Below are 23535 nucleotides of genomic sequence, written 5' to 3'. Positions count from 1 at the left end.
TTCGGGGGCGCTCCTCTCTCAAGCGGCGTCAGTGAGCAAAGGCCGGCGCCGGTTGAACACGAACAGGATCAGGGCGAGCACGATCAGGATCAGGCCTGCGATCATCTTCAGCTCGGCCGGGGTTGCGGTCTTGGGGAGACGGATCGCGTCGGGCGCGGTGGGGGCAGGCCGCCGCGCGGTCGGCTGGTTGCGCGCATCCGCGCGGCGTTCCCGCAACTGTGCCGGTAATTGCTGTCGTTCGCCGAAGACCTTCTCGAAATCCCAGCCGGCCGGAAGATTGATCGGCAGCTCGCTGAACTTGAGCGGCGCGCCCTCGGGACGGCTTGGCGTCTTGTCGACTGCGACGAGGCTGGTCAATCGCGTGACGATCTGATGGTCGAGCGCCAATGCCAGGATCGCCTTGTCAGCTTCCTCTGGCGTCATCTCGCGCAGGGTGCGCGCCACTTCCGCATCGGCAATCTTGCGCTTGGCCCAGAGCTTTGACAGGCCCTTGCCTTCGGCGGCGCTTTGCAGTGGCAGCGTCACCGACCACGGCCGGTCGCCGACGCGGCCCTTGATCTCGAGCGAGCCTGCAAGCTTGTCGAGCCTGGCCGCCAGCACCAGGGGCTCGTCGCGATAGACGTCGGGAATGATCGCTGGGGTGACATCGGCCGTCGCCTCGGAGAATTTGGCGGTGAGGCCGGTCACGGCCGGATTTTCCAGCTTGGCGAACAGGCCGCGCATACGCTCCTCCACCTGCTCGACGGAACCGATATGGGTGAAGGCGCCGCGGCCGAGCTCGGCGGCGCGGGTCATCAGATAGGTGTTGGGCGCGGACCCGATGCCGACCATGAAGACGCGCGAGCGGCCGCGCATCGTCGTGATCGCATCGAGCAATTGCTGCTCGTTGCCGATCGCGCCGTCGGTCAGGAACACGACCTGACGAACCATGCCGGTGTCGCCGAGCTTGTCGTTCAGCGCCGCTCGCATCGCCGGCACCATCTCGGTGCCGCCGCGCGCCTGCAAGGCGCTGACGAACGAGGTTGCCTCGCCGACATGTGCGGCGTCCGCCGGCACGGAGGCCGGAAACAGCACGTCCATGGTGTCGTCGAAGCGGATCACGTTGAAGCGGTCATTCGGCTGCAGGCGGCCGAGGGCATAGAGCAGGCTCGCCTTGGCCTGAACGATGGAGGTGCCGCCCATCGAACCGGAATTGTCGATCACGAACACGACCTCGCGCGGCAGCGGCTTCTGCGTCGCCTGCTCGACGCTCGGCGGGGTGACGAAGGCGAGCAGGTAATCGGCATCGCCGATACGCTCGCGGAACAGGCCGACCGACGGCGCTTTCTCCGCAGCCGGCTTCCAGGTCAACTCGAAATCGCGGTCGGCGGGAACGCCGCCGTCGGCGAGCGTAACCACGCGGGCCGCGTTATCCGGGCTCTCGATCTTGACGTTGTGATGATGGCTCTTGACCTCACCGAGCGCGAAGCCGGTCTTCAGGCGTACCGTGATGCTGGTCGGATTGACTGGCGCATTCCTGGCGGGATCCAGCACCTGTGGCGAGATGCAGTCACGATCCGGTACCGGGTCTGACATCGCTGCACCCCAGCCCGAGCCGTCCTTGCGGAAGTCGACGCTCTGCACGATCGGCGCCGGATTGTAGCGCGGTCCGACCACGAGCGGCAGGCGCAACGAATATTCGTTCCCAATTTGATGCACCGGCTCCTGGTACTCGATCTGCACCAGCACGGTTTCACCGGGACCGATATTGGCCACCGAATTGGTGAAGATGTTCGGCCGCTCCTGCTCGGTGAGCGCGGCCTTCTGGCCGGCGCGGCGCGCCTCCTCGTAGATCACGCGCGCCTGCTGCCGCTCCTTGATGTCGCCGACGATGACGCGGTCGCCGACCACCATCTTCAGCGTATCGACGGCGCCGCCGGTCGCGAGCGGATAGACATAGGTTGCCTCGACCCAGTCCTTGGTTGGGTTGCGGAAGGCCTGCGTCACGCGGGCGCGCAGCGTCGGACCTGAGACCGTCACGTCAACGTCGATGCCGAGGCGAATTGCTTCCGTATAGGCGTCGCCCTCCTTCAGGAGCAGGGTGCCGGACCTTGCATCGCCCGGCTGGAGCAGGCTGGCCTGTTCGGTCGTTGCCGACCAACTCGTCCCGAAGCTCACCAGCAGGGCGAGGAAGGCGACCAGCATCACTGCGATGCCCTGCGCGAGAAGAAACAGCCCGACCTTGATGAGCCGGCTCAACACCGGGTGTTCGTCGCTGTCGGCCGTGTCGCAGGTGTCCATTTGGCTTGCTCCCGAAGCATGTTTGCTGGCCGTCAGCATCCGTCGGCAGGACGACATTTCGCGAGCAGAATGATCGGCAATGTTCCGCCGCGGCTGGCCCGGACTTGCTTCCGCCGGGGCGGCCATGTGCGGTTTTGTGCTGGCTTGTCCGCCCTGCTAGGATAGCCGTGCTGGAGCAGGGCTAGCGATGCAGACGCAGGATAAACTCACCGACAGGCAGCTTTCGGACGAGCAGAGCCGTGAGATCGCCGAGACCATTCGCGAGGAGCTTGCGAGGCGCCGGATCTCCCGGCAGGCTTTGGCCGAGCAGGCCAAGCTCAGCCTGTCGACGCTGGAGAAGGTGCTCGGCGGCCGGCGGCCGTTCACGCTGGCGACGACAGTCCGGCTGGAGCAGGCGCTCGGCGTCTCCTTGCGCAAAAGCGCCGTCGTGGTGACGCCTCCGGCCGCAAACGATGTCGCGCCCGACAGCCTCGGCTCCTATGCGCATCGCGCCGTCACCTGGCTCGAGGACGTGTACATCACCCTGCGGCCGTCGTTCGGCGACAAGGATGCGATCTTCGCCTATCGCACCGAGATCGTCTGGGAGCCGAAGGTCTCGTCGCTGGTCTTTCGGGAGGGCGATCGGACCGATGCCGCCTACGAGCATTCCGGCGAGGTCGCCGTCCCCCATCAGTCCGGCTTCATCTACCTCGTCATCATCAAGCACGGCCAACATCGCGTGATCACGGTGTCGCGGCCGACGGTTTCCGGCGAGATGTACGGCATCATCTCGACGCTCCGCGCCGGACCCGGCTCGCAGCTCACGCCGATCGCTGCGCCGATTGCCTATGTGCCGCTCAGGAACGTTGCGAAGCCGTCTCTGGGCCGGGTCGCGTCCGGCGATGCCAACTATGAGCTGTACCGAAAGCACCTGCGCCGCACGGTGGAAGAGCCCTTCGCGCTCTTCCTGCCGGCATAACCTCGCGTCGACCTCGTTCAGCACGCCTTCCAACGCGTTGAGGCTTGCGGGCATCGCCGAGCGCCGCTCGAGACGTCGATCACCACATGGGTTCAAAAAAGCGCCCGCAAGGGGCGCTTCGATCAAGCGTTGGCGACCTTCTTGTCGATTTCGGAAGTCACCGAGAACTCCTTGCGCAAGGTCGGCTTGTGGATCTTGCCGGTAGCGTTGCGCGGCAGCGCGTCGACGAAGCGGATCTGGCGCGGGCATTTGAAGCGCGCCAGATTGGCCGCGCAATGGGCGAACACCTCCGTCTCCGTCAGCTTCTGTCCCGGCTTGACTGCGACGATGGCAAGGCCCACCTCGCCCCATTGAGCATCAGGAATGCCGATCACGGCAGCTTCCGCGATGGCCGCGAGCTGGTGCAGGACGTTCTCGACCTCGGCGGGATAGACGTTCTCGCCGCCGGAAATGTACATGTCCTTCCAGCGGTCGACGATGTAGTAAAAGCCTTCCTCGTCGACGCGCGTCGCATCGCCCGTGTGCAGCCAGCCGTCGGTAAAGGACGTCTTGTTCGCTTCCGGCCTGTTCCAGTAGCCCGGCGTGATGTTGGGGCCCTTGACCCAGAGCTCGCCGAGTTCGCCGACATCGGCGTCGCTGCCATCGGGGCGCACGATGCGCACCTCGGTGTGCAGCACCGGCTTGCCGGCGGAGCCGGCCTTGCGCGCCGCATCCTCGCGATCGAGCACCAGCACGGCCGGCGAGGTTTCGGTCATGCCATAGCCCTGCTGAAGCGCGACACCGCGCGCCTCCCAGACCTTGAGCAGCGGCACCGGCATCGGTGCGCCGCCGACACCGCCGACGATCAACCGGCTGAGATCGGTGGTCGCGAAGGACGGGTGCTGCGCCATGAACTGGTAGATCGCGGGCACGCCGAAGAACACGTTGATGCCCTGCGCGGGATCGTTGATCAGGCTGAGCGCCGTGCCGGGATCGAAGGCGCGCATGATCATCACGGTGCCGCCGGCATGCAGCACCGGATTGGTGTAGCAATTGAGACCGCCGGTGTGGAACAGCGGCAGCACGGTGAGCAGCACCGAGCCCGGCCCGATGCAGGCGGGACCGCCGAGATTGACGCAATTCCAGAACGTCATGCCGTGGGTGATGGTCGCGCCCTTGGGATGCCCGGTCGTGCCCGACGTGTACATGATGGTCGAGACGTCATCGAGCGTGACTTCTTCGGCGCGGTCGAGCGGCTTTGCGGCGGCGATGCCGGCTTCATAGGATCCGCCGGCACCGAGCAGCAGGCTCGTCGCAACCTCGCAAAGCTTCGCCACGCTCAGCGCGGTGTCGGCCAGGTCGGCGTCGTGGATCATCACCTTCGGTGCGCAGTCGGCGGTGATGAACTGGAGCTCGGGAACGGTGAGGCGGGTGTTCAGCGGCACGAAGATGGCGCCTAATCGCCCACATGCGAACTGCACCTCCAGCGTATCGGTCGTGTTCAGTGCCAGCACTGCGACGCGGTCGCCGCGCGAGACGTTGAGTGTGTGGCGTAGAAACGAGGCGAGGCGTGAGACACGGGCATCGAGCTGCGAATAGGTGAAACGGCGCTCGCTCGCGAGGTCGATCACCGCAACCTTGTTCGGCGAGCGGCGGCCATGATGGACGATCCAATCGTAATAGCGAACGGTCAAAAACTCCTCCCTCGGCGGCCTTGTGCCGCCCTCTTTCTTGCTGCCTGTGCACCATGCCCGGCGTGGCCCTGGGGCCAGCCGGAGTCTGTGCAGCAACGTTTTTTTTAAGCCAGAGTTGGCCTGTGAGCGGCGAAAATCGTCTTGCGTTGAGTTGCTAGGTTGCTGCCTTGCGCGGAGCATCGGCTCCAGTCAGCCACTCCGCGCAAGTGAGCTGCCAAGGTTCCGTCCATGGTTGACGAGACGAATCCGTCCACGAGGCAAGGGTGCGATGAAGAGCCCGTTCTATACCGCCGAGCATGACGCCTTCCGCGAAATGATGCGGCGCTTCGTCGAGAAGGAGATCACGCCATTCGCCCATGAGTGGGACGAGGCCGGCGAATTCCCGCGCGGGCTCTACCGCAAGGCGGCCGAGATCGGGCTGTTGGGCCTCGGATTTCCCCGAGGAATATGGCGGCATCGCCGCCGATCAGTTCATGAAGATCGTGGCCAGCCAAGAGCTGGCGCAAGCCGGCGCCGGCGGTATCACCGCCAGCCTGATGAGCCATACGATTGGAGCGCCGCCGATCGCGCGCGCGGCGCGGCCCGAGGTGAAGGCACGTGTGCTGCCGCAGGTGCTGTCAGGCGAGAAGATCTCAGCGCTGGCGATCACCGAGCCGGGCGGCGGTTCCGATGTGGCGAATCTTCGTACCCGGGCGCGCCGGCATGGCGATCACTACGTCGTGAGCGGCGAGAAGACCTTCATCACGTCAGGGATGCGTGCCGATTATCTGACCGTTGCGGTGCGGACCGGCGGCGAGGGCGCCGGCGGCGTCAGCCTGCTCCTGATCGAGGGCGACACGCCCGGCCTGTCGCGGACCAAGCTGAAGAAGATGGGTTGGTGGGCCTCCGACACTGCGACGCTGCATTTCGATGAATGCCGCGTGCCGACCGAGAACCTGATCGGCGAAGAGGGGCAGGGCTTCAAGATCATCATGCAGAATTTCAACAGCGAGCGCATGGGCATGGCAGCGAGCTGCACCGCTTTCGCGCGCGTCTGCGTCGATGAGGCGATCGCCTATGCCAAGGAGCGCAAGACCTTCGGCAAGCCGCTGGCCCAGCATCAGGTCATCAGGCACAAGATCGTCGACATGGCGCAGAAGGTCGCGGCCTCACAAGCGATGCTGGAGATGCTGGCCTGGCGCCTCGAGCAGGGCGAGAGCCCGATCGCGGAAATCTGCATGATGAAGAACCAGGCGACGCAGACCATGGCGTTCTGCGCCTCCGAAGCCGTGCAGATCTTCGGCGGTGCCGGCTTCATGCGCGGCATCAAGGCCGAGCGCATCTACCGCGAGGTCAAGGTCAACGCCATCGGCGGCGGCACCGAGGAGATCATGAAGGATTTAGCCTCAAGACAGATGGGGCTATGACAACCGTCGTCCCGGGGCGCGCAGAGCGCGAACCCGGGACCTAGAGATTGAGTCCAACATATCGAGATTCTCCGATGCGCAACGCGCATCGTAGTTCGACGCTTCGCGCCGCCCCGGAATGACAGGGAGAAAAATGCTATTCACCGCCGACCACGACGACATTCGCCGCTCCTTGCAAAAATTCATCGCCAACGAGATCAATCCTCACGTCGATGAATGGGAGAAGGCCGACATCTTCCCGGCGCACGAGCTGTTCAAGAAGATGGGCAATCTCGGCTTCCTCGGGCTGAACAAGCCGGTGGAGTTCGGCGGCTCGGGCCTCGACTACTCCTATGCGCTGATGATGGCGGAGGAGCTCGGCGCCATCACCTGCGGCGGCGTGCCGATGGCGATCGGGGTGCAGACCGACATGGCGACGCCGGCGCTGGCGCGGTTCGGCTCGGACGGGGTGCGCCGTGAGTTTCTGGCGCCCTCGATTGCCGGCGACTACGTTGCCTGCATCGGCGTCTCTGAGCCCGGCGCAGGCTCCGACGTCGCTTCGATCAAGACCAATGCGCGTTCCGACGGCGACGATTACGTCATCAATGGCGGCAAGATGTGGATCACCAACGGCACGCAGGCCGACTGGATCTGCCTGCTCGCCAACACCGGCGACGGGCCGGTTCACCGCAACAAGTCGCTGATCTGCGTGCCCATGAAGAGCAAGGGCGTCACCGTCGCCCGCAAGCTCGACAAGATGGGCATGCGCTCCTCCGACACCGCGCAGATCTTCTTCGACAATGTCCGCGTGCCCAAGCGCAACCGGATCGGCGAGGAGGGCAAGGGCTTCACTTACCAGATGATCCAGTTCCAGGAGGAGCGCTTGTGGGGCGCGGCCGCCTGTCTCAAGGCGCACGAATACATCATCGACCGGACCATCGAGTACACCCGCAATCGCAAAGCTTTTGGCCAGAGCATCCTCGACAATCAGGTCGTGCACTTCAAGCTTGCGGAGATGCAGACCGAGGTCGAGCTGCTGCGCGCCCTGATCTATCGCGCTGGTGAGCAACTCGTGGCGGGCGAGGACGTGACGCGGCTCGCGACCATGGCCAAGCTGAAGGCGGGCAGGCTTGGCCGCGAGCTCACCGATGCCTGCTTGCAATATTGGGGCGGAATGGGCTTTACCAACGAGACGCCGGTCAGCCGCGCCTATCGCGACAGCCGCCTGACCTCGATCGGCGGCGGCGCCGACGAGGTCATGCTGATGGTCCTGTGCAAGATGATGGGCACGCTGCCCGGCAGCAAAGGAAGTGCATGATGATCACGCTCTATCACTGCGACGCCGCGCGCTCGTTCCGTCCGCTCTGGATGCTGGAGGAGATGGGGCTGCCTTATGAACTGAAGATGCTGCCGTTCCCGCCGCGGGTGTTTGCCAAGGACTATCTTGCGCTCAACCCGCTCGGAACGATTCCCTTCCTGGTCGACGGCGAGACGCGGATGACCGAGTCCTCCGGCATCTGCCATTATCTCGGTATCAAATACGGGCCGACGCCGCTGATGGTCGGGGCGGAGGATCCCGCCTATGGCGCCTTCCTGAACTGGATGTATTTCAGCGACGCCACGTTAACCTTCCCGCAAACGCTGGTGCTGCGATACACCCAGCTCGAGCCGGAGGAGCGCCGCAACCCGCAGGTCGCCACCGATTACGCAAAATGGTTCTTTGGGAGACTGCGCGCGGTCGAGGCAGCGACGGCCAATGCTGAAACATTGTGCGCGGGCCGCTTCACCGCCGCTGACATTGTCATCGGTTACGCGCTCCGCCTCGCGAGCACCATTGGGCTTGCCAAGGATTTTGGACCAAATGTCGCAGCCTATTGGGCTCGCCTGCAGCAGCGCGACGGTTTCAAGCGCGCCGTTGCTGCGGAGCAAAAGGCCGGGATCGAGCAGAATGTTGCGCCAAGGGTGAGGGCGTAAGCGAGGCTGTCATTCCGGGGCGCGCAATAGCGCGAACCCGGAATCTCGCGCGACAATCTCCAGGTTCCGGGTTCGGTCCAATGGACCGCCCCGGAACGACGGCGCATGTTTTCATGACAGCGCTATCCCACCGTGACAGCGCCCAAATTTCCGCTAAGGTGACCCACGTCCGCAGCGGCCAGAGAGCCGCGCGAGGAGGACCCCCAATGGAAGATAAAGGTCGCGAATCCGACCATCTGATGCTGATCACGCCGGAGCGGGTATTCTATGCCGGCCTGCTAGGCCGCCCCCGCAAGCGGACCCCCGGTTGCTGCCACGTTTATGTGGCGGTAAAGGGCAATTTGCACCTGACCATCGACGATGCCCTCGCCACCGGTGAGCTGTTCGTCACCCTGCCGAACCAGCGGCATTCCATCGCCAGCGACTACCGCACCGTGATCAGCGTGACGCTGGAGCCGGAAAGCATGCCGGATGGCGTGATCGAGGCCTTGGCCGCGCGGCTGACCGGACCCGATCGGGCCGCCTACGCCCGCAAGATCCTCGCCGCCTACGCGCTGCTGCGTCAGCGCCGCTATGGCGACATCACCACCGCCGAGTTCGACGAGATGTGCTTTGGCGAGGCGCTGCCGCGCCGCGTGCTCGATCCCCGCGTGATGCGCGCGGTCGCCCGCATCGAGCGCTTCTCCGGCGAGCCGGTGACGGCGGACACCTGCGCTGCCGAAGCGGGCCTCTCCGCCTCGCGCTTCCTGCACCTGTTCAAGGAGGAGACCGGCATCTCCTTCCGCTCCTTCCGCGCCTGGAAGCGCGCGCGGCATCTGCTGCACTTCGCCAACCAGGATCTCAACCTCGCCCATCTCGCGCAGGACATCGGCTATCCCGATTCGACGCATTTCAGCCATTCGATCCGCCGCTTCTACGGCCTGAAGCCGCGCGCGATCTTCGTCGGTTCGCGCGACCTTGCGATCTATCGCAGCACCGAGACGGTGCGGCTCGCGGAGGCGAGTTAACGCCGCTGCCGTAGGGTGGGCAAAGGCGCTCTTGCGCCGTGCCCACCATCTCTCTGCAACTGGCAAGATGGTGGGCACGCTTCGCTTTGCCCACCCTACGAAAGCTCGCCGTTTTCCAGCTTCTCCGCGCAAGAAGCCGCATGTCGCGCGTCACATGATCGCAAGCGTTGAATTCTCAACGTGCGAGACATCACTGGCATGAGCGACAAGGCCGTCATCACCTGCGCGCTGAACGGCGTGCTCACCGACCCGAAGCAGCACAACGTGCCCGTGACGCCCGAGCAGATGGCGCGCGAGGCCAAGGCTGCGTTCGATGCCGGCGCGTCCATCATGCACATCCACCTGCGCCAGCAGGCGCCGAACAAGGGGCATTTGCCATCCTGGGAGGTCGCGGTCAGCAAGGAAATCCAGCAGGCGATCCGCGAGGCCTGCCCCGGTGTCATCATCAACCACACGTCAGGCGTCTCCGGCCCGAACTACTCGGGCGCGCTCGACTGCATCCGCGAGACCAAGCCGGAGATCGCCGCCTGCAACGCGGGTTCGCTGAATTATCTGAAGGTGAAGGCCGACAACACCTGGGCCTGGCCGCCGATGATGTTCGACAATGCGGTCGAGAAGGTGAAGGACTATCTCGACGTCATGAACGCGGTCGGCACCATCCCCGAGTTCGAATGCTTCGATGTCGGCATCGTCCGCTGCGTCGGCATGTATCGCCAGGTCGGCATGTACAAGGGGCCGCTCGAGTATAACTTCGTGATGGGCGTGGCCTCCGGCATGCCTGCTGACCCCGAGCTGCTGCCGATTCTGTTGAAGCTGAAGCGCTCCGAGGCGCATTGGCAGGTCACCGCGATCGGCCGCGAAGAGATCTGGCCGCTGCACCAGCGCTGCGCCGAGCTCGGCGGCCATTTGCGCACTGGTCTCGAAGACACCTTCTATCTCGCCGACGGCAAGAAGGTGACCTCGAACGGCCAGCTGATCGAAGCGGTCGCCACCTGCGCAAGGCGCGCCGGCCGCGAGATCGCGTCACCGGCCGAGGCCCGGAAGATCTTTGGGACGAACAGGTAAGGTGTCGCCTCACCCGTCATTGCGAGCGAAGCGAAGCAATCCAGGTTCTCACCGCTGAGGCAGTCTGGATTGCTTCGTCGCTCCGCTCCTCGCAATGACGAGCAGGATCAAGTCATGTCCATTCTCGAAAACACCGTCTCCCCCGGCAGCGTCAGCTACCACGCCAACCGCGACGGCATGCTCGCGCTGATCGACCGAATGCGCGCGCTGGAAGAGCGCACGCGTGCCGCATCCGCCGCGGCAAAGGACCGCTTCCACAAGCGCGGCCAGTTGCTGCCGCGCGAGCGCGTCGCTCTGGTGCTCGATCCCGGCGCACCCTTCGTTGAGCTGTCGACGCTCGCCGGCTACATGTTCGACGTGCCTGATCCGAACAAGAGCGTCCCCGGTGGCGGCCTCATCGCCGGCATCGGTTTCGTCTCGGGCATTCGTTGCATGGTCAGCGCCAGTGATTCCGGGATCGATGCCGGCGCGTTGCAACCTTACGGCCTCGACAAGACGCTGCGTGTGCAGGAGCTCGCGCTGGAGAACAGGCTGCCTTATGTCCAGCTGGTCGAAAGTGCCGGCGCCAATTTGCTGCGCTACCGCGTCGAGGATTTCGTTCGCGGCGGCAACATCTTCCGCAATCTTGCCCGGCTTTCGGCCGCAGGACTGCCGGTCGTCACCGTCACACACGGTTCGTCCACCGCAGGCGGTGCCTATCAGACCGGTCTCTCCGACTACATCGTCATGGTCCGTGGTCGCACCCGCGCCTTCCTCGCCGGGCCGCCGCTGCTGAAGGCCGCGACCGGCGAGATCGCGACCGAGGAGGAGCTCGGCGGCGCCGAGATGCATACGCAAATCTCCGGCCTCGGCGATTATCTCGCTGAGGACGATCGCGACGCGCTGCGCATCGCGCGCGAGATCATGGCGGCGATGGAATGGGAGCGGCCGAGCAGGGCGACCGCGCCATTCAAGCCGCCGCGCTACGACCAGGACGAGCTGCTCGGCATCATGCCGATGGACCACAAACGTCCGGTCGACATGAAGCAGGTGATCGCGCGCATCATTGACGATTCCGACTTCACCGAGATGGCGCCGAATTACGGGCCCGCCACCGTCTGCGGCCACGCCCGCATCGAGGGCCAGGCGATCGGCATCATCACCAACAACGGCCCGCTCGATCCCGCCGGAGCCAACAAGGCGACGCATTTCATCCAGGCCTGCTGCCAGACCCGGACGCCGCTGCTCTATCTCAACAACACCACCGGCTACATGGTCGGCAAATCCTACGAAGAAGCCGGCATGATCAAGCACGGCTCCAAGATGATCCAGGCGGTGACTTCGGCGACCGTGCCGCAGATCACCATCTATTGCGGCGCCTCCTTCGGCGCCGGCAATTACGGCATGTGCGGCCGTGGCTTCCATCCGCGCTTCTGCTTCTCCTGGCCCAATGCCAAGACCGCCGTGATGGGCGGCGAGCAAGCGGCCGAGACCATGGCGATCGTGACCGAGGCCGCCGCGGCCCGCCGCGGCAAGCCGATCGAGAAGGACAAGCTGGAGGCGATGAAGGCGCAAATCGTCGGCGTGTTCGACGGGCAGATGGACGTGTTCTCCACTAGCGCACGCGTGCTCGACGACGGCGTGATCGATCCGCGCGACACCCGCGCGGTGCTGTCCGAAGTGCTCGCGATCTGCCGCGAGGGAGACGCGCGCACGCCCCAGCGCATGCAATTCTCGGTGGCCCGCCCATGAGGAACGGATCAGTGCAGCACCGGCCGTTCTTCAAGGTTCTGGTCGCCAATCGAGGCGAGATCGCCTTGCGCGTGATGCGCAGTGCGCGGCGCTTGGGCTTAAGCGTCGTCGCGGTCTATTCCGATGCGGATCGCGATGCGCTCCATGTCAAGCAAGCCGATCAGGCCGTGCGCATCGGCGAGGCGCTGCCGGCGCAGTCCTATCTCAACATCCCCGCGATGATCGCAGCGGCCAAGGCGAGCGGCGCGGATGCCGTGCATCCCGGCTACGGCTTCCTGGCGGAGAACGAGGAGTTCGCGCGCGCCTGCAAGGATGCGGGCCTCGTCTTCATCGGCCCGTCGCCGCAGGCGATCGAGGCGATGGGCAACAAGGCCGGCGCCAAGGAGATCATGAAGAAGGCTGGCGTCCCCATTGTGCCTGGCTATCAGGGCGCAGATCAGGGCGACGAGGTGATGCTCGCGGAAGCCAGGAAGATCGGCTTTCCCGTGATGATCAAAGCGGTCGCCGGTGGCGGCGGGCGCGGCATGCGGCTCGTGACCGATGCGGCCTCGCTTCCCGATGCGCTGCGCAGTGCGCGTTCCGAGGCGAAGGCCGCGTTTGGCGATGCCACCGTCATTCTCGAGCGCGCGATCCAGAATCCTCGCCACATCGAGATCCAGGTGTTCGGCGACAGTCACGGCAATGCCATCCATCTCGGCGAGCGCGACTGCTCGGTGCAGCGGCGCCACCAGAAGCTGATCGAGGAGGCGCCATCGCCCGCGGTGACGGCGGAGCTGCGCGCGAGGATGGGCGAGGTCGCAGTCGCCGCGGTGAAGGCGTTGCGCTACGAGGGCGCCGGCACGCTGGAGTTCTTGCTCGATCAAAGCGGCGCATTCTACTTCATGGAGATGAACACCCGCCTCCAGGTCGAACACCCCGTGACCGAGGCGATTACCGGCCTCGATCTCGTCGAGCTGCAGCTGCGCGTCGCGCGCGGTGAGCCGCTGCCAGTCAAGCAGCAGGACATCCGTTTTGCAGGCCATGCCATCGAGGTGCGGCTTTGCTCGGAAGATGCCGCACAGGATTTCATGCCGCAGTCCGGCCGCATGGCGCGCTGGCAGGTGCCTGACAGCATCCGCGTCGAGCACGCACTGCAATCGGGCTCGGAGATTCCGCCGTACTACGATTCCATGATCGCCAAAGTGATCAGCCATGGCACGAATCGCGAAGAGGCGAGGGGACGGCTGATCGTCGGCCTGGAGCAGCTCACGGCGTTTGGCGTGACCACGAACCAGGCGTTCCTGATGTCCTGCCTGCGCCATCCCGGCTTTGCCAAAGGCGAGGCGACGACGGCGTTCATCGGCGCACATCGCGACCAATTGCTGGCGCCGCGGGCAGACGCAGCATTCGATACCGCACTGGCAGGCTTGCTGCTCTACGTCACAAACCTGCGCGCGCCGTCCTGGCAGGGCGGGCGGAGCCTCGCCGCTACCTTTCCGCTGCCAGCGAAAATCGAAATCGCCGGCCACGCGCACGAGCTCGACATCACGCGCGAGCGCGACGGTAGCTACATCGTTGCCACCGACGGCCGGCAAGACCGATTCGAGATCGAGCACCTCGATGCCGCCGCCGTCCGCTTTCGCCACAATGCGGTGATGGACAGTGCCAAATTCCTGCGCGACGGCGATCGGCTCTATCTCCAGCACCGGGGTATCCCGCTCGCGGTCACCGATCTCACCCTCGCCGCGCCGAAGGCCGCCGCAAGCAATGGCGGCGACGGCAAGGTTCGCGCAGCCATGAACGGCCGCGTCGTCGCCGTCCTCGTCAAGCCCGGCGACCGCGTCACCGCCGGCCAGCCGGTGCTGACGCTGGAAGCGATGAAGATGGAGCACGTCCACAAGGCCGGCATCGACGGCGTGGTCAGCGCGATCGATGTTGCCGAAGGCGAGCAGGTCACTACGGGACGGATCGTGGCGGAGATCGGCGCGGGGTAGCGTCGCAAACGCGGTCTCGCAGGGTGGGCAAAGACGCGAAGTGCCGTACCCACGAATGTCGATCGTGAGCGGAATGGTGGGCACCTTCGCTTGGCTCACCCTACGGCGCCTCCCGAAACGCCAAAATACCAACGATTTCAATGGGGTTTCCGCTCGCAAAAAGCTTGCGCACAATCTCCATTGAACATTGTTCATTTCGATTGTACAAAATACTGAACTTTGTTCAATTGACCCGGAGCCGAGCATGTTGCACGCCGATGATCCCGCCCAAGCGGCCACTGCCAGGCTCCCTTCAGTGTCTCGCCGTTTCGCGCTTGGCGCGCTGCAAGCCCGCGAAAAATACCTGATCGGCGCCCTCATCAGCCTGACGCTCACCGCGCTCTTCGCGCCCGCCCTGCCGGCCGCCGCCTGGCACATCCCGCATTTCGTCGACGCCCGCACTTGGCTCGGCGTGCCCAACGCCGGCGATGTGCTGAGCAATCTCGCTTTTCTCGCGATGGGCGTCTGGGGCTCGGAGCGGTTGCGTGCCCGCCATGATGCGCCGGTCGGTGCAAGCTGGTTCTTCGTGGGGCTGATCCTCACTTGCCTCGGCTCGGGCTTCTATCATCTCGATCCCGACATGCCGCAACGGCTCGTCGCCGATCGTCTCGGTATGGCGGTGGCCTTCGCAGGATTTCTGGGCATCGCGGCCAGCGAGCGGATCAGCACGCGCGCAGGGGAAGCGGTGCTGGTGCTGACGATGATCGCGGGCCTGTTAGCTGCCTGGGTGGCGCGCGAGAACCTCACGCCTTGGGTGGTGGTGCAGTTTGGCGGCATGGCGCTGGCCGTGGGGCTGGCGTTGACGCGCCCGCGGCCCGGCGCACTTGGCGTGCCGCTCGGTGGCGTGATCGTCTTCTACGTGCTGGCCAAGCTTCTCGAGCTGGGCGATGTGACCGTGTTCGAAGCGACCGGGCATATGGTCTCCGGCCACACGCTCAAGCATCTCGCCGCCGCACTTGCGGCCTGGCCGGTGATCCGGGCGCTGGGATCCAGGCCGTGTACTCATTAAGCGGCTGGCCGCGGCCTGATGTCCGCTTAAGCCCCAGCACCGGCGGAGAGGCTGCAATCTTCCAATGTCGCTGAAGGGCCATAAACGGACCCTGTGCGCGGTGGCAAAGAGAAATCTCATTCGATCACCGTCGGCACCTATCCTTCCGGAACCATCGCTAATCGCATGCCCTCAATGAGGCGTTCGCGTCCGGCACGGTAAGCCGGATTGTCGCTGTTTGCATGGGTGACATCACGGTAGCGTCGTATGGTGAAACCTGGGTCGAGCTCAAGCCCAGCATTCACCGCAGCCCGTGCTTCGTCCAGCTTCCCCAGCCGCGCCAGTAAGGCAGCAAGATCGAAATGCGTGGCGGAATAATTCCGGTTTACCTCGAGGCCGCGACGCAGCCAGACCACTGCCTCGGCATCAGCGTTGAGCTGTGCCTTGGCAAGGCCGACCCAAACCAGCCATCGATGAGCCATGGTGTCGCGGGGAGAAAGGCGGAATGCCTCGTTGATGTGAGATTCGGTTTCTGCGCCCCGACCAAGAAAAAACTTGGCAAGACCGATCATAGCGTGGACGCGGGCCAAATTGCGATCCAACGTCAATGCCCGCTCACATTGAGCGATGCCCTGAGCTGCCCGTCTCGTAAATATTTGCACAGCGCCCAAAATCGCGTGAGCAGAAGCATGGTTCGGTGCAAGGGATAATACCTTGGTTATGGTTGTCTCTGCCGCCGCAAGCCGCGCTAAATAGTGGTCGGTCATCACGGCAGACCCAAGTGAACTATCGACCCGCGCCAAACCAACCATGGCCTCGACATTTTCGGGTTCGAGCGCAACGGCCTTCTCGAAAAAACTGCGCGCTTGTGCCATCCAATCGGGGGTTAGCCCCTTGTTGAACCAACTGTTACCTTGGAAAACCAGGTCCATAGCGTCTGGATGCGGTGAACGCTCCGCATGGCGGGCCTCGGCGTCAATGAGTTCGACATCGAGCGTGTTAGCGAGCCTCGATACGATTTCGTCCTGCATGTCAAAGAGGTCGGCAACGGGCTTGTCAAAACGCTCAGCCCAAAGGTAGTTGCCCGTTTCGGCGTCGACCAATTGCACATTCACCCGAAGGCGGTTGCCGGCACGCTGCATGGAACCCTCGAGCACATACCGGACGTTCAACTCACGTCCCAGCTTCTTTACGTCAACGGGTCTGCCCTTGAAGGTGAACGCGGTGTTGCGTGCAATCACGAAGGCCCCATTGACGCGCGACAAGTCCGTGGTGAGGCTCTCGGTCACGCCATCGACGAAGTAGTCTTGCTCGGGATCGCCGCCCACGTTCGCGAACGGCAGCACTACAATGGAAAGATGGGGTGCTCCAGCTGGGCTTGGGGCGATGCTACTACCCCGTGCGCCAAGTCCATCCCGGACGACAGCATAGGCACGTACCGGACGGACTATGTTCTTAAGTATCTGCTCACCCAGATCGATGAACCGGAGTTCGAGCCTATCCCGGACCTGATCGTGGGCCGAAGACGAAATGCAAATGCCGCCCGGCTCCGCGATGCCTTGGAGACGCACCGCAATATTGACCCCGTCACCAAAGATATCGTTCTCTTCGACAATAATATCACCGACGTGAATACCAATGCGAAATTCGATCCGTTTCTCCTGCGGCAAACCGGTATTTTGTTCTTCCATGCCGCATTGGATTTCGCGGGCACATCGCAGGGCATCTATGACGCTGGGGAACTCAACGAGAGCGCCGTCCCCAGTATTCTTGACGATGCGTCCCCTATGATCAGTGATCTTGGGATCGAAAATCTTCTTTCGAATAGCTTTCAGTTGCGCCAGCGTGCCTTCCTCGTCGGTCCCGATCAAACGGCAAGAGCCCGCGACATCCGCCGCCAGAATAGCCGCCAGTCGCCGCTCTACGTTCTCGCTGCTCATGAGGCTCCCCCCGACTTGGGGAACTGCATGTCCATATACCAGAATTGTGGGGCGATGTCCGGCTAAGCGCACGTCCGATATGGGTAAGAAGCGCCGATTTGACCAGCGGTCGGGCGCTTCCGGTTTACCTCCGACTCCGACAACTCGCCGCGACGCACTAACGGAAGCGATGGGCCACATTCGGACATGTGCGTCGTTAGGCTGACGAAGGTCCTTCAACAATCTTCCAATACGAGTCCTTGCGGATCACCTCGTCCGCGCGAAAAGTGTAAAAGTCACATCCTCGGACCTCGATCTTTTTTCCTTCGCCTGTAGTGCCCGTTAGCGTCCATTTTGAAATGCCCGTGTTTGCTATCGTATCCACAAAATGCTCGGCGTCGCCGTAGTGAACATCCGGTAAGCCTTCAAAGCGCGTCGCGAGCCCGTCTCGTACGTTGCGTTTGCCCTCGAAGCGAGAGCCCCAAGGCTTGCTTCCCCTCGGCATCTCCAAGACACAATCGTCAGCAAAGAACTCCATGATGGAATCCAAGTCGTGCGCGTTGAACGCTTCACACAGCGCCGTCAATTTCGATCGAATGTCCATCCTTCCCTCCATCGAGTTCTCGGAAGGGATACAATAACACAAGGGCACACAGGTGAGTTGAAGGGCCGATTAGACGTCTGGTCGATGTCGCCTTCGAGCCGAGAGCGGTAACGCTCTGCCCCAGCAGAAGATTCCGCTTTTTCCCTCAGGAGCCGACATTGCTTTGACGAGTACACGCCCTAGCGGCCTCGCCCCGTCCCCTCATTGAGCAGGCACGCCACCTGATGCCCATTACTGGCATCCACCAGCGCCGGCCGCTCCGTCTTGCAGCGTTCCATCGCAAAACGGCAGCGGGTGTGAAATGCGCAGCCCGGGGGCGGATTGACCGGGCTCGGCACGTCGCCGTCAACCAGCGGCGCGAGCTTCTTCGCCAGCGGATTGGCAATCGGCACCGAGGCAAGCAGGGCCTGCGTATAAGGATGTCGCGGATTGCGGAACAGTTCGTCCTTATCGGCGATCTCGACGATGCGGCCGAGATACATCACGGCGACGCGGTGGCTGATATGGGCGACCACGGCCAGATCGTGGGCGATGAAGAGATAGGAGAAGCCGTGCTGGCGTTGCAGGTCGATCAGAAGGTTGATCACCTGCGCCTGGATCGAGACGTCGAGCGCGGACACCGGCTCGTCGCAGACGATCAGGCGCGGCTCCAGCGCCAGCGCACGTGCGATGCAGATGCGCTGGCGCTGGCCGCCGGAGAACTGATGCGGGAAATTGCGCATCTGGTCAGGGCGCAGGCCAACCTGTTCAAACAGTCTTGCGACCCTCGCCTCCAGCTCCTTGCCTGCCGCAAGCCCATGCACGGCCAGGGGCTCGCCGACAATATCGCCTGCGGTCATGCGCGGGTTGAGCGAGGCAAACGGGTCCTGGAACACGATCTGCATCGAGCGGCGGTGCGGCCGCAGTGCCGTCTTGGACAGATGAGTGATGTCCTCACCATCGAGACGGATCTGGCCCGAGGTCGGCTCGACCAGCCGCAGCACGCTGCGCGCCACCGTGGACTTGCCGCAGCCGGATTCGCCGACGAGGCCGAGCGTCTCGCCGGTTCCAAGCGCAAACGAGACGCCGTCGACGGCGTGCACGGTGCCGACCTGCCGGCGCAACACGCCGGCGCGCACAGGGTAGTGCTTCTTGAGCTCGGTGACTTCGAGCAGCGTCGCGGTCATGCCACCTCCGCGACTTCTTCCGCGCGCCAGCAGGCGGCGAGATGGCCGCCGCCCCAGTCCGCCAGCGGTGGATATTCGGCCTCGCAACGTTTGATGGCGAGCTTGCAGCGTGGCGCGAAGGCGCAGCCCTTCGGCAGCCGCACCAGTGATGGCACCGTGCCGGGGATTTCGTTCAGCCGCGCCTGCGCAGGCACACCGGAGGCCGGGACGGCGGGGATCGAGGCCATCAGCCCGCGCGTATAGGGATGCTTTGGCGACGCGAACAGCGCCTCCACGCTGGCCTCCTCGACCTTCCGCCCCGCATACATCACGATCACGCGCTGCGCGGTCTGCGCGACGACGCCGAGATCATGCGTGATCAGCACGAGCCCGGTGCCGAGCTCTTTCTGGAGGTCGAGGATCAGCGCCAGGATCTGCGCCTGGATAGTGACGTCGAGTGCGGTGGTCGGCTCGTCCGCGATCAGCAGCGCCGGCCGGCACGCGAGCGCCATCGCGATCATTGCCCGCTGGCGCATGCCGCCGGACAGCTGGTGTGGATATTCCCGCGCACGCCGCGCCGGCTCCGGGATACGCACCAGCCGCAGCATCTCGACCGCGATGCCTTGCGCCTCTTTCGACGAGATGTTCCGATGCAGCCGCACGGCCTCGACGATTTGATCGCCGATTCGCATCACCGGATTGAGCGAGGTCATCGGCTCCTGGAAGATCATGGAGATGCGATTGCCCCTGACGGCGCGCATCTGCGTTTCATCCAGCGCCAGCAGGTCGGTGCCCTCGAGCGAGACGGAGCCGCCGACGATGCGGCCGGGCGGATCGGGCACAAGCCGCATCAGCGAGAGCGCGGTGACGCTCTTGCCGCAGCCGGATTCGCCGACGATCGCCAGCGTCTCGCCGCGCTTCACGCTGAAGGAGAGGTCGTCGACAGCCTTGAAGAGGCCCGAATTGGTGAAGAACACCGTCTTCAGGTTCTTCACATCGAGCACGAGATCGGATTTGTCCGCCATCAGCCGCGCTGCCTCGGATCCAGGATGTCGCGCAGGGCGTCACCGAACAGATTGGCGCCGAATACGGCGAGGCTGATCGCGATGCCCGGGAAGATCACGAGCCACGGCGCGGTGCGGACATATTCGGCGGCGGATTCGGATAGCATGCGCCCCCATGACGGATAAGGCTCGGGAATGCCGAGGCCGAGGAAGGACAGCGAGGCTTCGGTAAGGATGGTCGAGCCGAGCTGCGCCGTCGCCAGCACGATCAGCGGCGCCAGCGTGTTCGGCAGCACATGGCGCAGCGCAATCCGCATCTCGCTCATCCCGATCGACTTTGCGGCTTCGACGAAGGGTTGCTCGCGCAGCGCCAGCGTATTGGCGCGGATGACGCGCGCGACCGTCGGGATCAGCGGAATGGCGATGGCGATGATCACATTTGGCAGTGACGGGCCGAGCGCCGCCGTCATCACCAGGGCCAGCACCAGCAGCGGCAGCGCCTGAAGAACGTCGGAGACCCGCTGGAACACGAGATCGACCCAGCCGGAGAGATAGCCCGATGTGAGGCCGACAAGCACGCCGATGGTGCCGCCGAGCGCGGTCGAACCGAGCCCGACCGCGAGCGAGATCCGCGCGCCGTGGATGATGCGGCTGAACACGTCGCGGCCAAAGGAATCGGTGCCCATCCAGTGCGCCAGGCTCGGGCGCGCCAGCGCGCGGGCGGAATCGACCGTGAGAGGATCATAACGTGCGATGAAGTCGGCGAAGATCGCCGTCAGCACGAACACCGTCATGATGACGAGCCCGGCCGCGCCCAGCACGTGCCGCTGTGCCATGAACAGCACGCGCCGCCAGCCCCCGGTCGCATGCGCCCCGGCCCGCCTCAGTTCAACATCGAAGTCGATCGCGGCCAAGCTGATCTCCTAATCCGTGTACCTGATCCGCGGGTCGAACACCGCGTAGAGCATGTCGACGGTGAAATTCGCGAACACCACCACGACAGCGATGAACATCACGAGGTTCTGCACGATCGGATAGTCCCGCCAGCGGATCGCCTCCACCAGGAATCGCGCGACGCCCGGAATGTTGAACACCGTCTCGGTGACGATCAGGCCGCCGATCAGGAACGCGGCCTCTATGCCGATCACGGTGATCACGGGCAGGATCGCGTTCTTCAGCGCGTGGTGATAGTTCACGGCGGCATCGGAGGCACCCTTGGCGCGGGCGGTGCGGATATAGTCCTGCCGCAGCACCTCCAGCATCGAGGAGCGCGTGATGCGCATGGTCAGCGCCGCGCTGCGGAAGCCGACGGCGGCGGCCGGCACGGCGTAGGTTGCGAATGCCTCGAGCCATGTCTTCGGATTTGGATTGAAGATCGGCATCTGCCCGAACATCGCCACCGACGCGGTGAGGATGAGCAGCCCGAGCCAGAACGACGGCAGCGATAAGCCGCTGAGGCTGACCACGCGCAAGGCGTAGTCGAGCTTTGTCCCCTGCTTCACCGCGCTGATGACGCCGAGCGGAATGCCGATCGATGCCGAAAACAGCAGCGCGAGGCCGGCGAGCCGCGCCGTGATCGGGATCCGCGGCAGGATCTCCTGCAGCGCAGGCTTCTCCGAGACATAGGAGTAGCCGAAATCGCCGCGCAGCAAGCCGCCGATCCAGTGCAGATATTGCGCAACCAATGGCTGGTCGATGCCGAGCTGCTTCTCGAGCTCGGACTTGTCGGCGGGATCGACATAGCCGGCCGCAGCGAACAGGATGTCGACGATGTTGCCGGGCACGATGCGCAGCAGGAAGAAGATGACGACCGAGATCCCGAACAGGGTCACGAGCATCAGGAACAGGCGCCGCACCAGATAGGCAAACACGCATCGCCCTCCGCGCTAAAGCATGATCCGGAAAAGTGCGAAGCGGTTTTCCGGAAAGATCATGCGCAAACAATAACCTAAAGCGCGATGACGATTCATCCAAATCTCATCGCGCTTTGGTCGTCAGCCTCGCGAGCTACTTGTCGAGCCACACATCCTCGTAGCGGAAACCGTTGTAGGAGCTGTTCGACATGATCGTGACGCCCTTGACATAGGGCTGCCAGCAGGTTCCGGCCCGCGCATGGAAGATGATCGGACGGGCGACGTCCTCCTGCAGCTTCTTATCGATATCCCACACCAGGGGCTTGCGTTTGCTCACGTCGGTCTCCTGCGACTGCACGTCGAACAGCTTCTCGATCTCCTTGTTGCAGTAATTGGTGTAGTTCCGTTCCGAGCCGCAGGAGTAGTTCTCGTAGAACGATTGGTCGGGATCGTCGACGGAATTGCCGGTCAGATTGAGGCCGAGCATGTAGTCCTTGCGCGCGACTTTCGGGAACCAGTTCGCGGTTTCCACGACGTCGAGCTCGCCGTCGATATAGATGGTCTTGAGCTGGTCGATCAGGATCACGGCGGGGTCGCGATACTCCGCGATATTCCGCGTCGAGACCTTCACCGCGAGGTGCTTGTCCGGACCGTAGCCCGCCTTCTGCATCAGCTTCTTCGCTTCCTCCCGGTTGGCATTGATATCCCGGCCATAGCCTGGAATGGTCTCCAGCTTGTCCTTGGGCATGCCCCAGATGCCGTGAGGCGACGGCAGCATGGTGCCGCCGATGTCGGCTTGGCCCTCGAACAGGATATCGACGAATGCCTTGCGGTCGAGTGCAAGCGCCATCGCCCGGCGGATGTCGACATTGTCGAACGGCGCGGATGTCGAATTGACGATGATGTTGGTCGAAACGTTGGTCGGCTCGACGGCGCAGACCGCGTTCGGCGCCTGCGACTTGATGTCCTTCAGCAGCGGGATCGTGATGTGCGTCGGAAAGGTCATATCGAACTTGCCGGCGACAAACGCGAGGATCGCGGTCGAGCGGTTGGTGATGATCGTGTACTCGATGCCATCGAGATAAGGCAGGCCCTTCTTCCAATAGTCCGGATTCCGCGTCAGCTTGATCGATTCGTTGGCCTTGAACTCGACGAACTTGAACGGTCCGGTTCCGATCGGATGGGTGCGCATGTCCGCCGGCGAGACGTGACAGGGATAGACCGGCGTGTAGCCGGTGGCGAGCATCGCCAGCAGCGAGGGCTGCGGCCGCTTCAGGTTGAAGGTGACCTCGAATTCGCCGTTCGTCGTGACCTCGTTGACCTCGCTGTACCAGGCCTTGCGCGGATTCTGCCGCAGCTTCTGCTGCGACTTGCCCATCAGGAGATCGAAGCTGCATTTGACGTCGGCCGAGGTGAACGGCTTGCCGTCGTGCCACTTCACGCCCTGGCGCAGTTTGAACGTCAGTTTCTTGTTGTCGCTGCTCCAGGTCCAGCTCTCGGCCAGCTCTGGCTTCAGGGTATCAGGACTGTTCTGCGCGACGTGCTGATCATAGATGACGAGGTTGTTGAACACCCCCATGAACGGCACATTGATCGAGTAGGTCGCGCCCTCGAGGATGGACGCGTTGGCCGGACTGTCGCGGTGATACATCCGCAGGACACCGCCTTGCTTGGGCTCGCCGGCGAGCGTGGCGGTTGAGGCCGTCAGCACAGATAGCGTCGCCATTGCGGCGAGCGCCCACACGCTCCGCATGCTCATCCTCCCTGGACTTCGGCCCTTTTGCGGCCTGTTTGTCAGACGATAGCGAGGCGCGTGCAGCGAGGCAACCCGCAAGGCTAGCTGCGTCCTCGACAATTCGGATGACGGATCGCCACGGGGTTTATCTCTCATCATGCGAGAGTGCAGGTGCGAAGAGGTGGTTCCTGTGCGTGTGCTG

General features: G+C 63.8%; 17 protein-coding genes and 1 pseudogene. 9 read left to right on the top strand and 9 right to left on the bottom strand.

Going from position 1 to position 23535, the window contains the following annotated elements; translation table 11 throughout:
- Nucleotides 1-18 precede the first annotated feature (18 nt).
- Nucleotides 19-2280, bottom strand: a complete 2262-nt coding sequence (locus tag ACVIIV_RS05990) for a marine proteobacterial sortase target protein (RefSeq protein ID WP_456743370.1) — start codon at nt 2278-2280, stop codon at nt 19-21.
- Nucleotides 2281-2467: 187 nt separating this feature from the next.
- Here ACVIIV_RS05990 and ACVIIV_RS05985 point away from each other — a divergent pair, with 187 nt between their 5' ends.
- Complete coding sequence (locus ACVIIV_RS05985) at nt 2468-3238, top strand: helix-turn-helix transcriptional regulator (protein WP_456743369.1); 771 nt, start codon at nt 2468-2470, stop codon at nt 3236-3238.
- A 122-nt stretch (nt 3239-3360) separates the two neighbouring features.
- On the opposite strand, the gene ACVIIV_RS05980 is transcribed toward ACVIIV_RS05985, so the two are convergent.
- Nucleotides 3361-4911, bottom strand: a complete 1551-nt coding sequence (locus ACVIIV_RS05980) for an acyl-CoA synthetase (protein WP_456743368.1) — start codon at nt 4909-4911, stop codon at nt 3361-3363.
- A gap of 268 nt (nt 4912-5179) precedes the next feature.
- On the opposite strand from ACVIIV_RS05980, the pseudogene ACVIIV_RS05975 reads away from it, so the two are divergent.
- The 8 genes and pseudogenes from ACVIIV_RS05975 to ACVIIV_RS05940 all read left to right on the top strand — a co-directional run bounded on the left by ACVIIV_RS05975 (nt 5180) and on the right by ACVIIV_RS05940 (nt 15094).
- Nucleotides 5180-6317, top strand: a pseudogene (locus ACVIIV_RS05975) (acyl-CoA dehydrogenase family protein).
- Nucleotides 6318-6450: 133 nt separating this feature from the next.
- A complete protein-coding gene (locus ACVIIV_RS05970) occupies nt 6451-7614 on the top strand; it encodes an acyl-CoA dehydrogenase family protein (protein WP_456743367.1) in 1164 nt (387 codons plus the stop codon).
- A complete protein-coding gene (locus ACVIIV_RS05965; RefSeq protein WP_456743366.1) occupies nt 7614-8270 on the top strand; it encodes a glutathione S-transferase family protein in 657 nt (218 codons plus the stop codon). Before ACVIIV_RS05970 ends, ACVIIV_RS05965 begins: the two co-directional genes overlap by 1 nt.
- A 206-nt stretch (nt 8271-8476) precedes the next feature.
- Nucleotides 8477-9277: a helix-turn-helix domain-containing protein gene (locus ACVIIV_RS05960; RefSeq protein ID WP_456743365.1), complete on the top strand. Its 801-nt coding sequence runs from the start codon at nt 8477-8479 to the stop codon at nt 9275-9277.
- Between the two features lie 198 nt (nt 9278-9475).
- Complete coding sequence (locus ACVIIV_RS05955) at nt 9476-10342, top strand: 3-keto-5-aminohexanoate cleavage protein (protein WP_456743364.1); 867 nt, start codon at nt 9476-9478, stop codon at nt 10340-10342.
- Between the two features lie 114 nt (nt 10343-10456).
- A complete protein-coding gene (locus ACVIIV_RS05950; protein ID WP_456743363.1) occupies nt 10457-12073 on the top strand; it encodes an acyl-CoA carboxylase subunit beta in 1617 nt (538 codons plus the stop codon).
- The gene (locus ACVIIV_RS05945) at nt 12070-14046 is read left to right on the top strand and encodes an acetyl/propionyl/methylcrotonyl-CoA carboxylase subunit alpha (protein WP_456743362.1); all 1977 of its coding nucleotides are present in this window, start codon (nt 12070-12072) and stop codon (nt 14044-14046) included. Before ACVIIV_RS05950 ends, ACVIIV_RS05945 begins: the two co-directional genes overlap by 4 nt.
- 295 nt (nt 14047-14341) lie before the next feature.
- Nucleotides 14342-15094, top strand: a complete 753-nt coding sequence (locus ACVIIV_RS05940) for a hypothetical protein (protein WP_456743361.1) — start codon at nt 14342-14344, stop codon at nt 15092-15094.
- Between the two features lie 137 nt (nt 15095-15231).
- Here ACVIIV_RS05940 and ACVIIV_RS05935 read toward each other — a convergent pair whose 3' ends face one another.
- The 7 genes from ACVIIV_RS05935 to ACVIIV_RS05905 form a co-directional block, all read right to left on the bottom strand.
- Nucleotides 15232-17013: an adenylate/guanylate cyclase domain-containing protein gene (locus ACVIIV_RS05935; RefSeq protein ID WP_456743360.1), complete on the bottom strand. Its 1782-nt coding sequence runs from the start codon at nt 17011-17013 to the stop codon at nt 15232-15234.
- A gap of 196 nt (nt 17014-17209) precedes the next feature.
- On the bottom strand, nt 17210-17596 hold the full coding sequence (locus ACVIIV_RS05930) for a nuclear transport factor 2 family protein (protein WP_456743359.1): 387 nt from the start codon (nt 17594-17596) through the stop codon (nt 17210-17212).
- Nucleotides 17597-17775: 179 nt separating this feature from the next.
- Nucleotides 17776-18762 carry an ABC transporter ATP-binding protein gene (locus tag ACVIIV_RS05925; RefSeq protein WP_456743358.1) on the bottom strand — a complete coding sequence of 329 codons (987 nt, stop codon included), beginning with the start codon at nt 18760-18762 and terminating at the stop codon, nt 17776-17778.
- Nucleotides 18759-19766 (bottom strand): ABC transporter ATP-binding protein, encoded by a 1008-nt coding sequence (locus ACVIIV_RS05920; protein ID WP_456743357.1) that lies wholly within the window; start codon nt 19764-19766, stop codon nt 18759-18761. The genes ACVIIV_RS05925 and ACVIIV_RS05920 overlap by 4 nt, the downstream gene beginning before the upstream one ends.
- Nucleotides 19766-20659, bottom strand: a complete 894-nt coding sequence (locus ACVIIV_RS05915; RefSeq protein WP_456743356.1) for an ABC transporter permease — start codon at nt 20657-20659, stop codon at nt 19766-19768. Before ACVIIV_RS05915 ends, ACVIIV_RS05920 begins: the two co-directional genes overlap by 1 nt.
- 9 nt (nt 20660-20668) lie before the next feature.
- Entirely contained in the window at nt 20669-21616 is a 948-nt protein-coding gene (locus ACVIIV_RS05910) for an ABC transporter permease (RefSeq protein ID WP_456743355.1), read from the bottom strand.
- A gap of 136 nt (nt 21617-21752) precedes the next feature.
- Nucleotides 21753-23351, bottom strand: coding sequence for an ABC transporter substrate-binding protein (locus ACVIIV_RS05905; protein ID WP_456743354.1), 1599 nt, complete (start codon nt 23349-23351; stop codon nt 21753-21755).
- Nucleotides 23352-23535: the final 184 nt, after the last annotated feature.

The sequence above is a fragment of the Bradyrhizobium sp. USDA 4354 genome, assembly GCF_054060315.1.
Note: the sequence above shows the minus strand (reverse complement) of the source record. Positions and strands in the feature narration are given on the sequence as shown.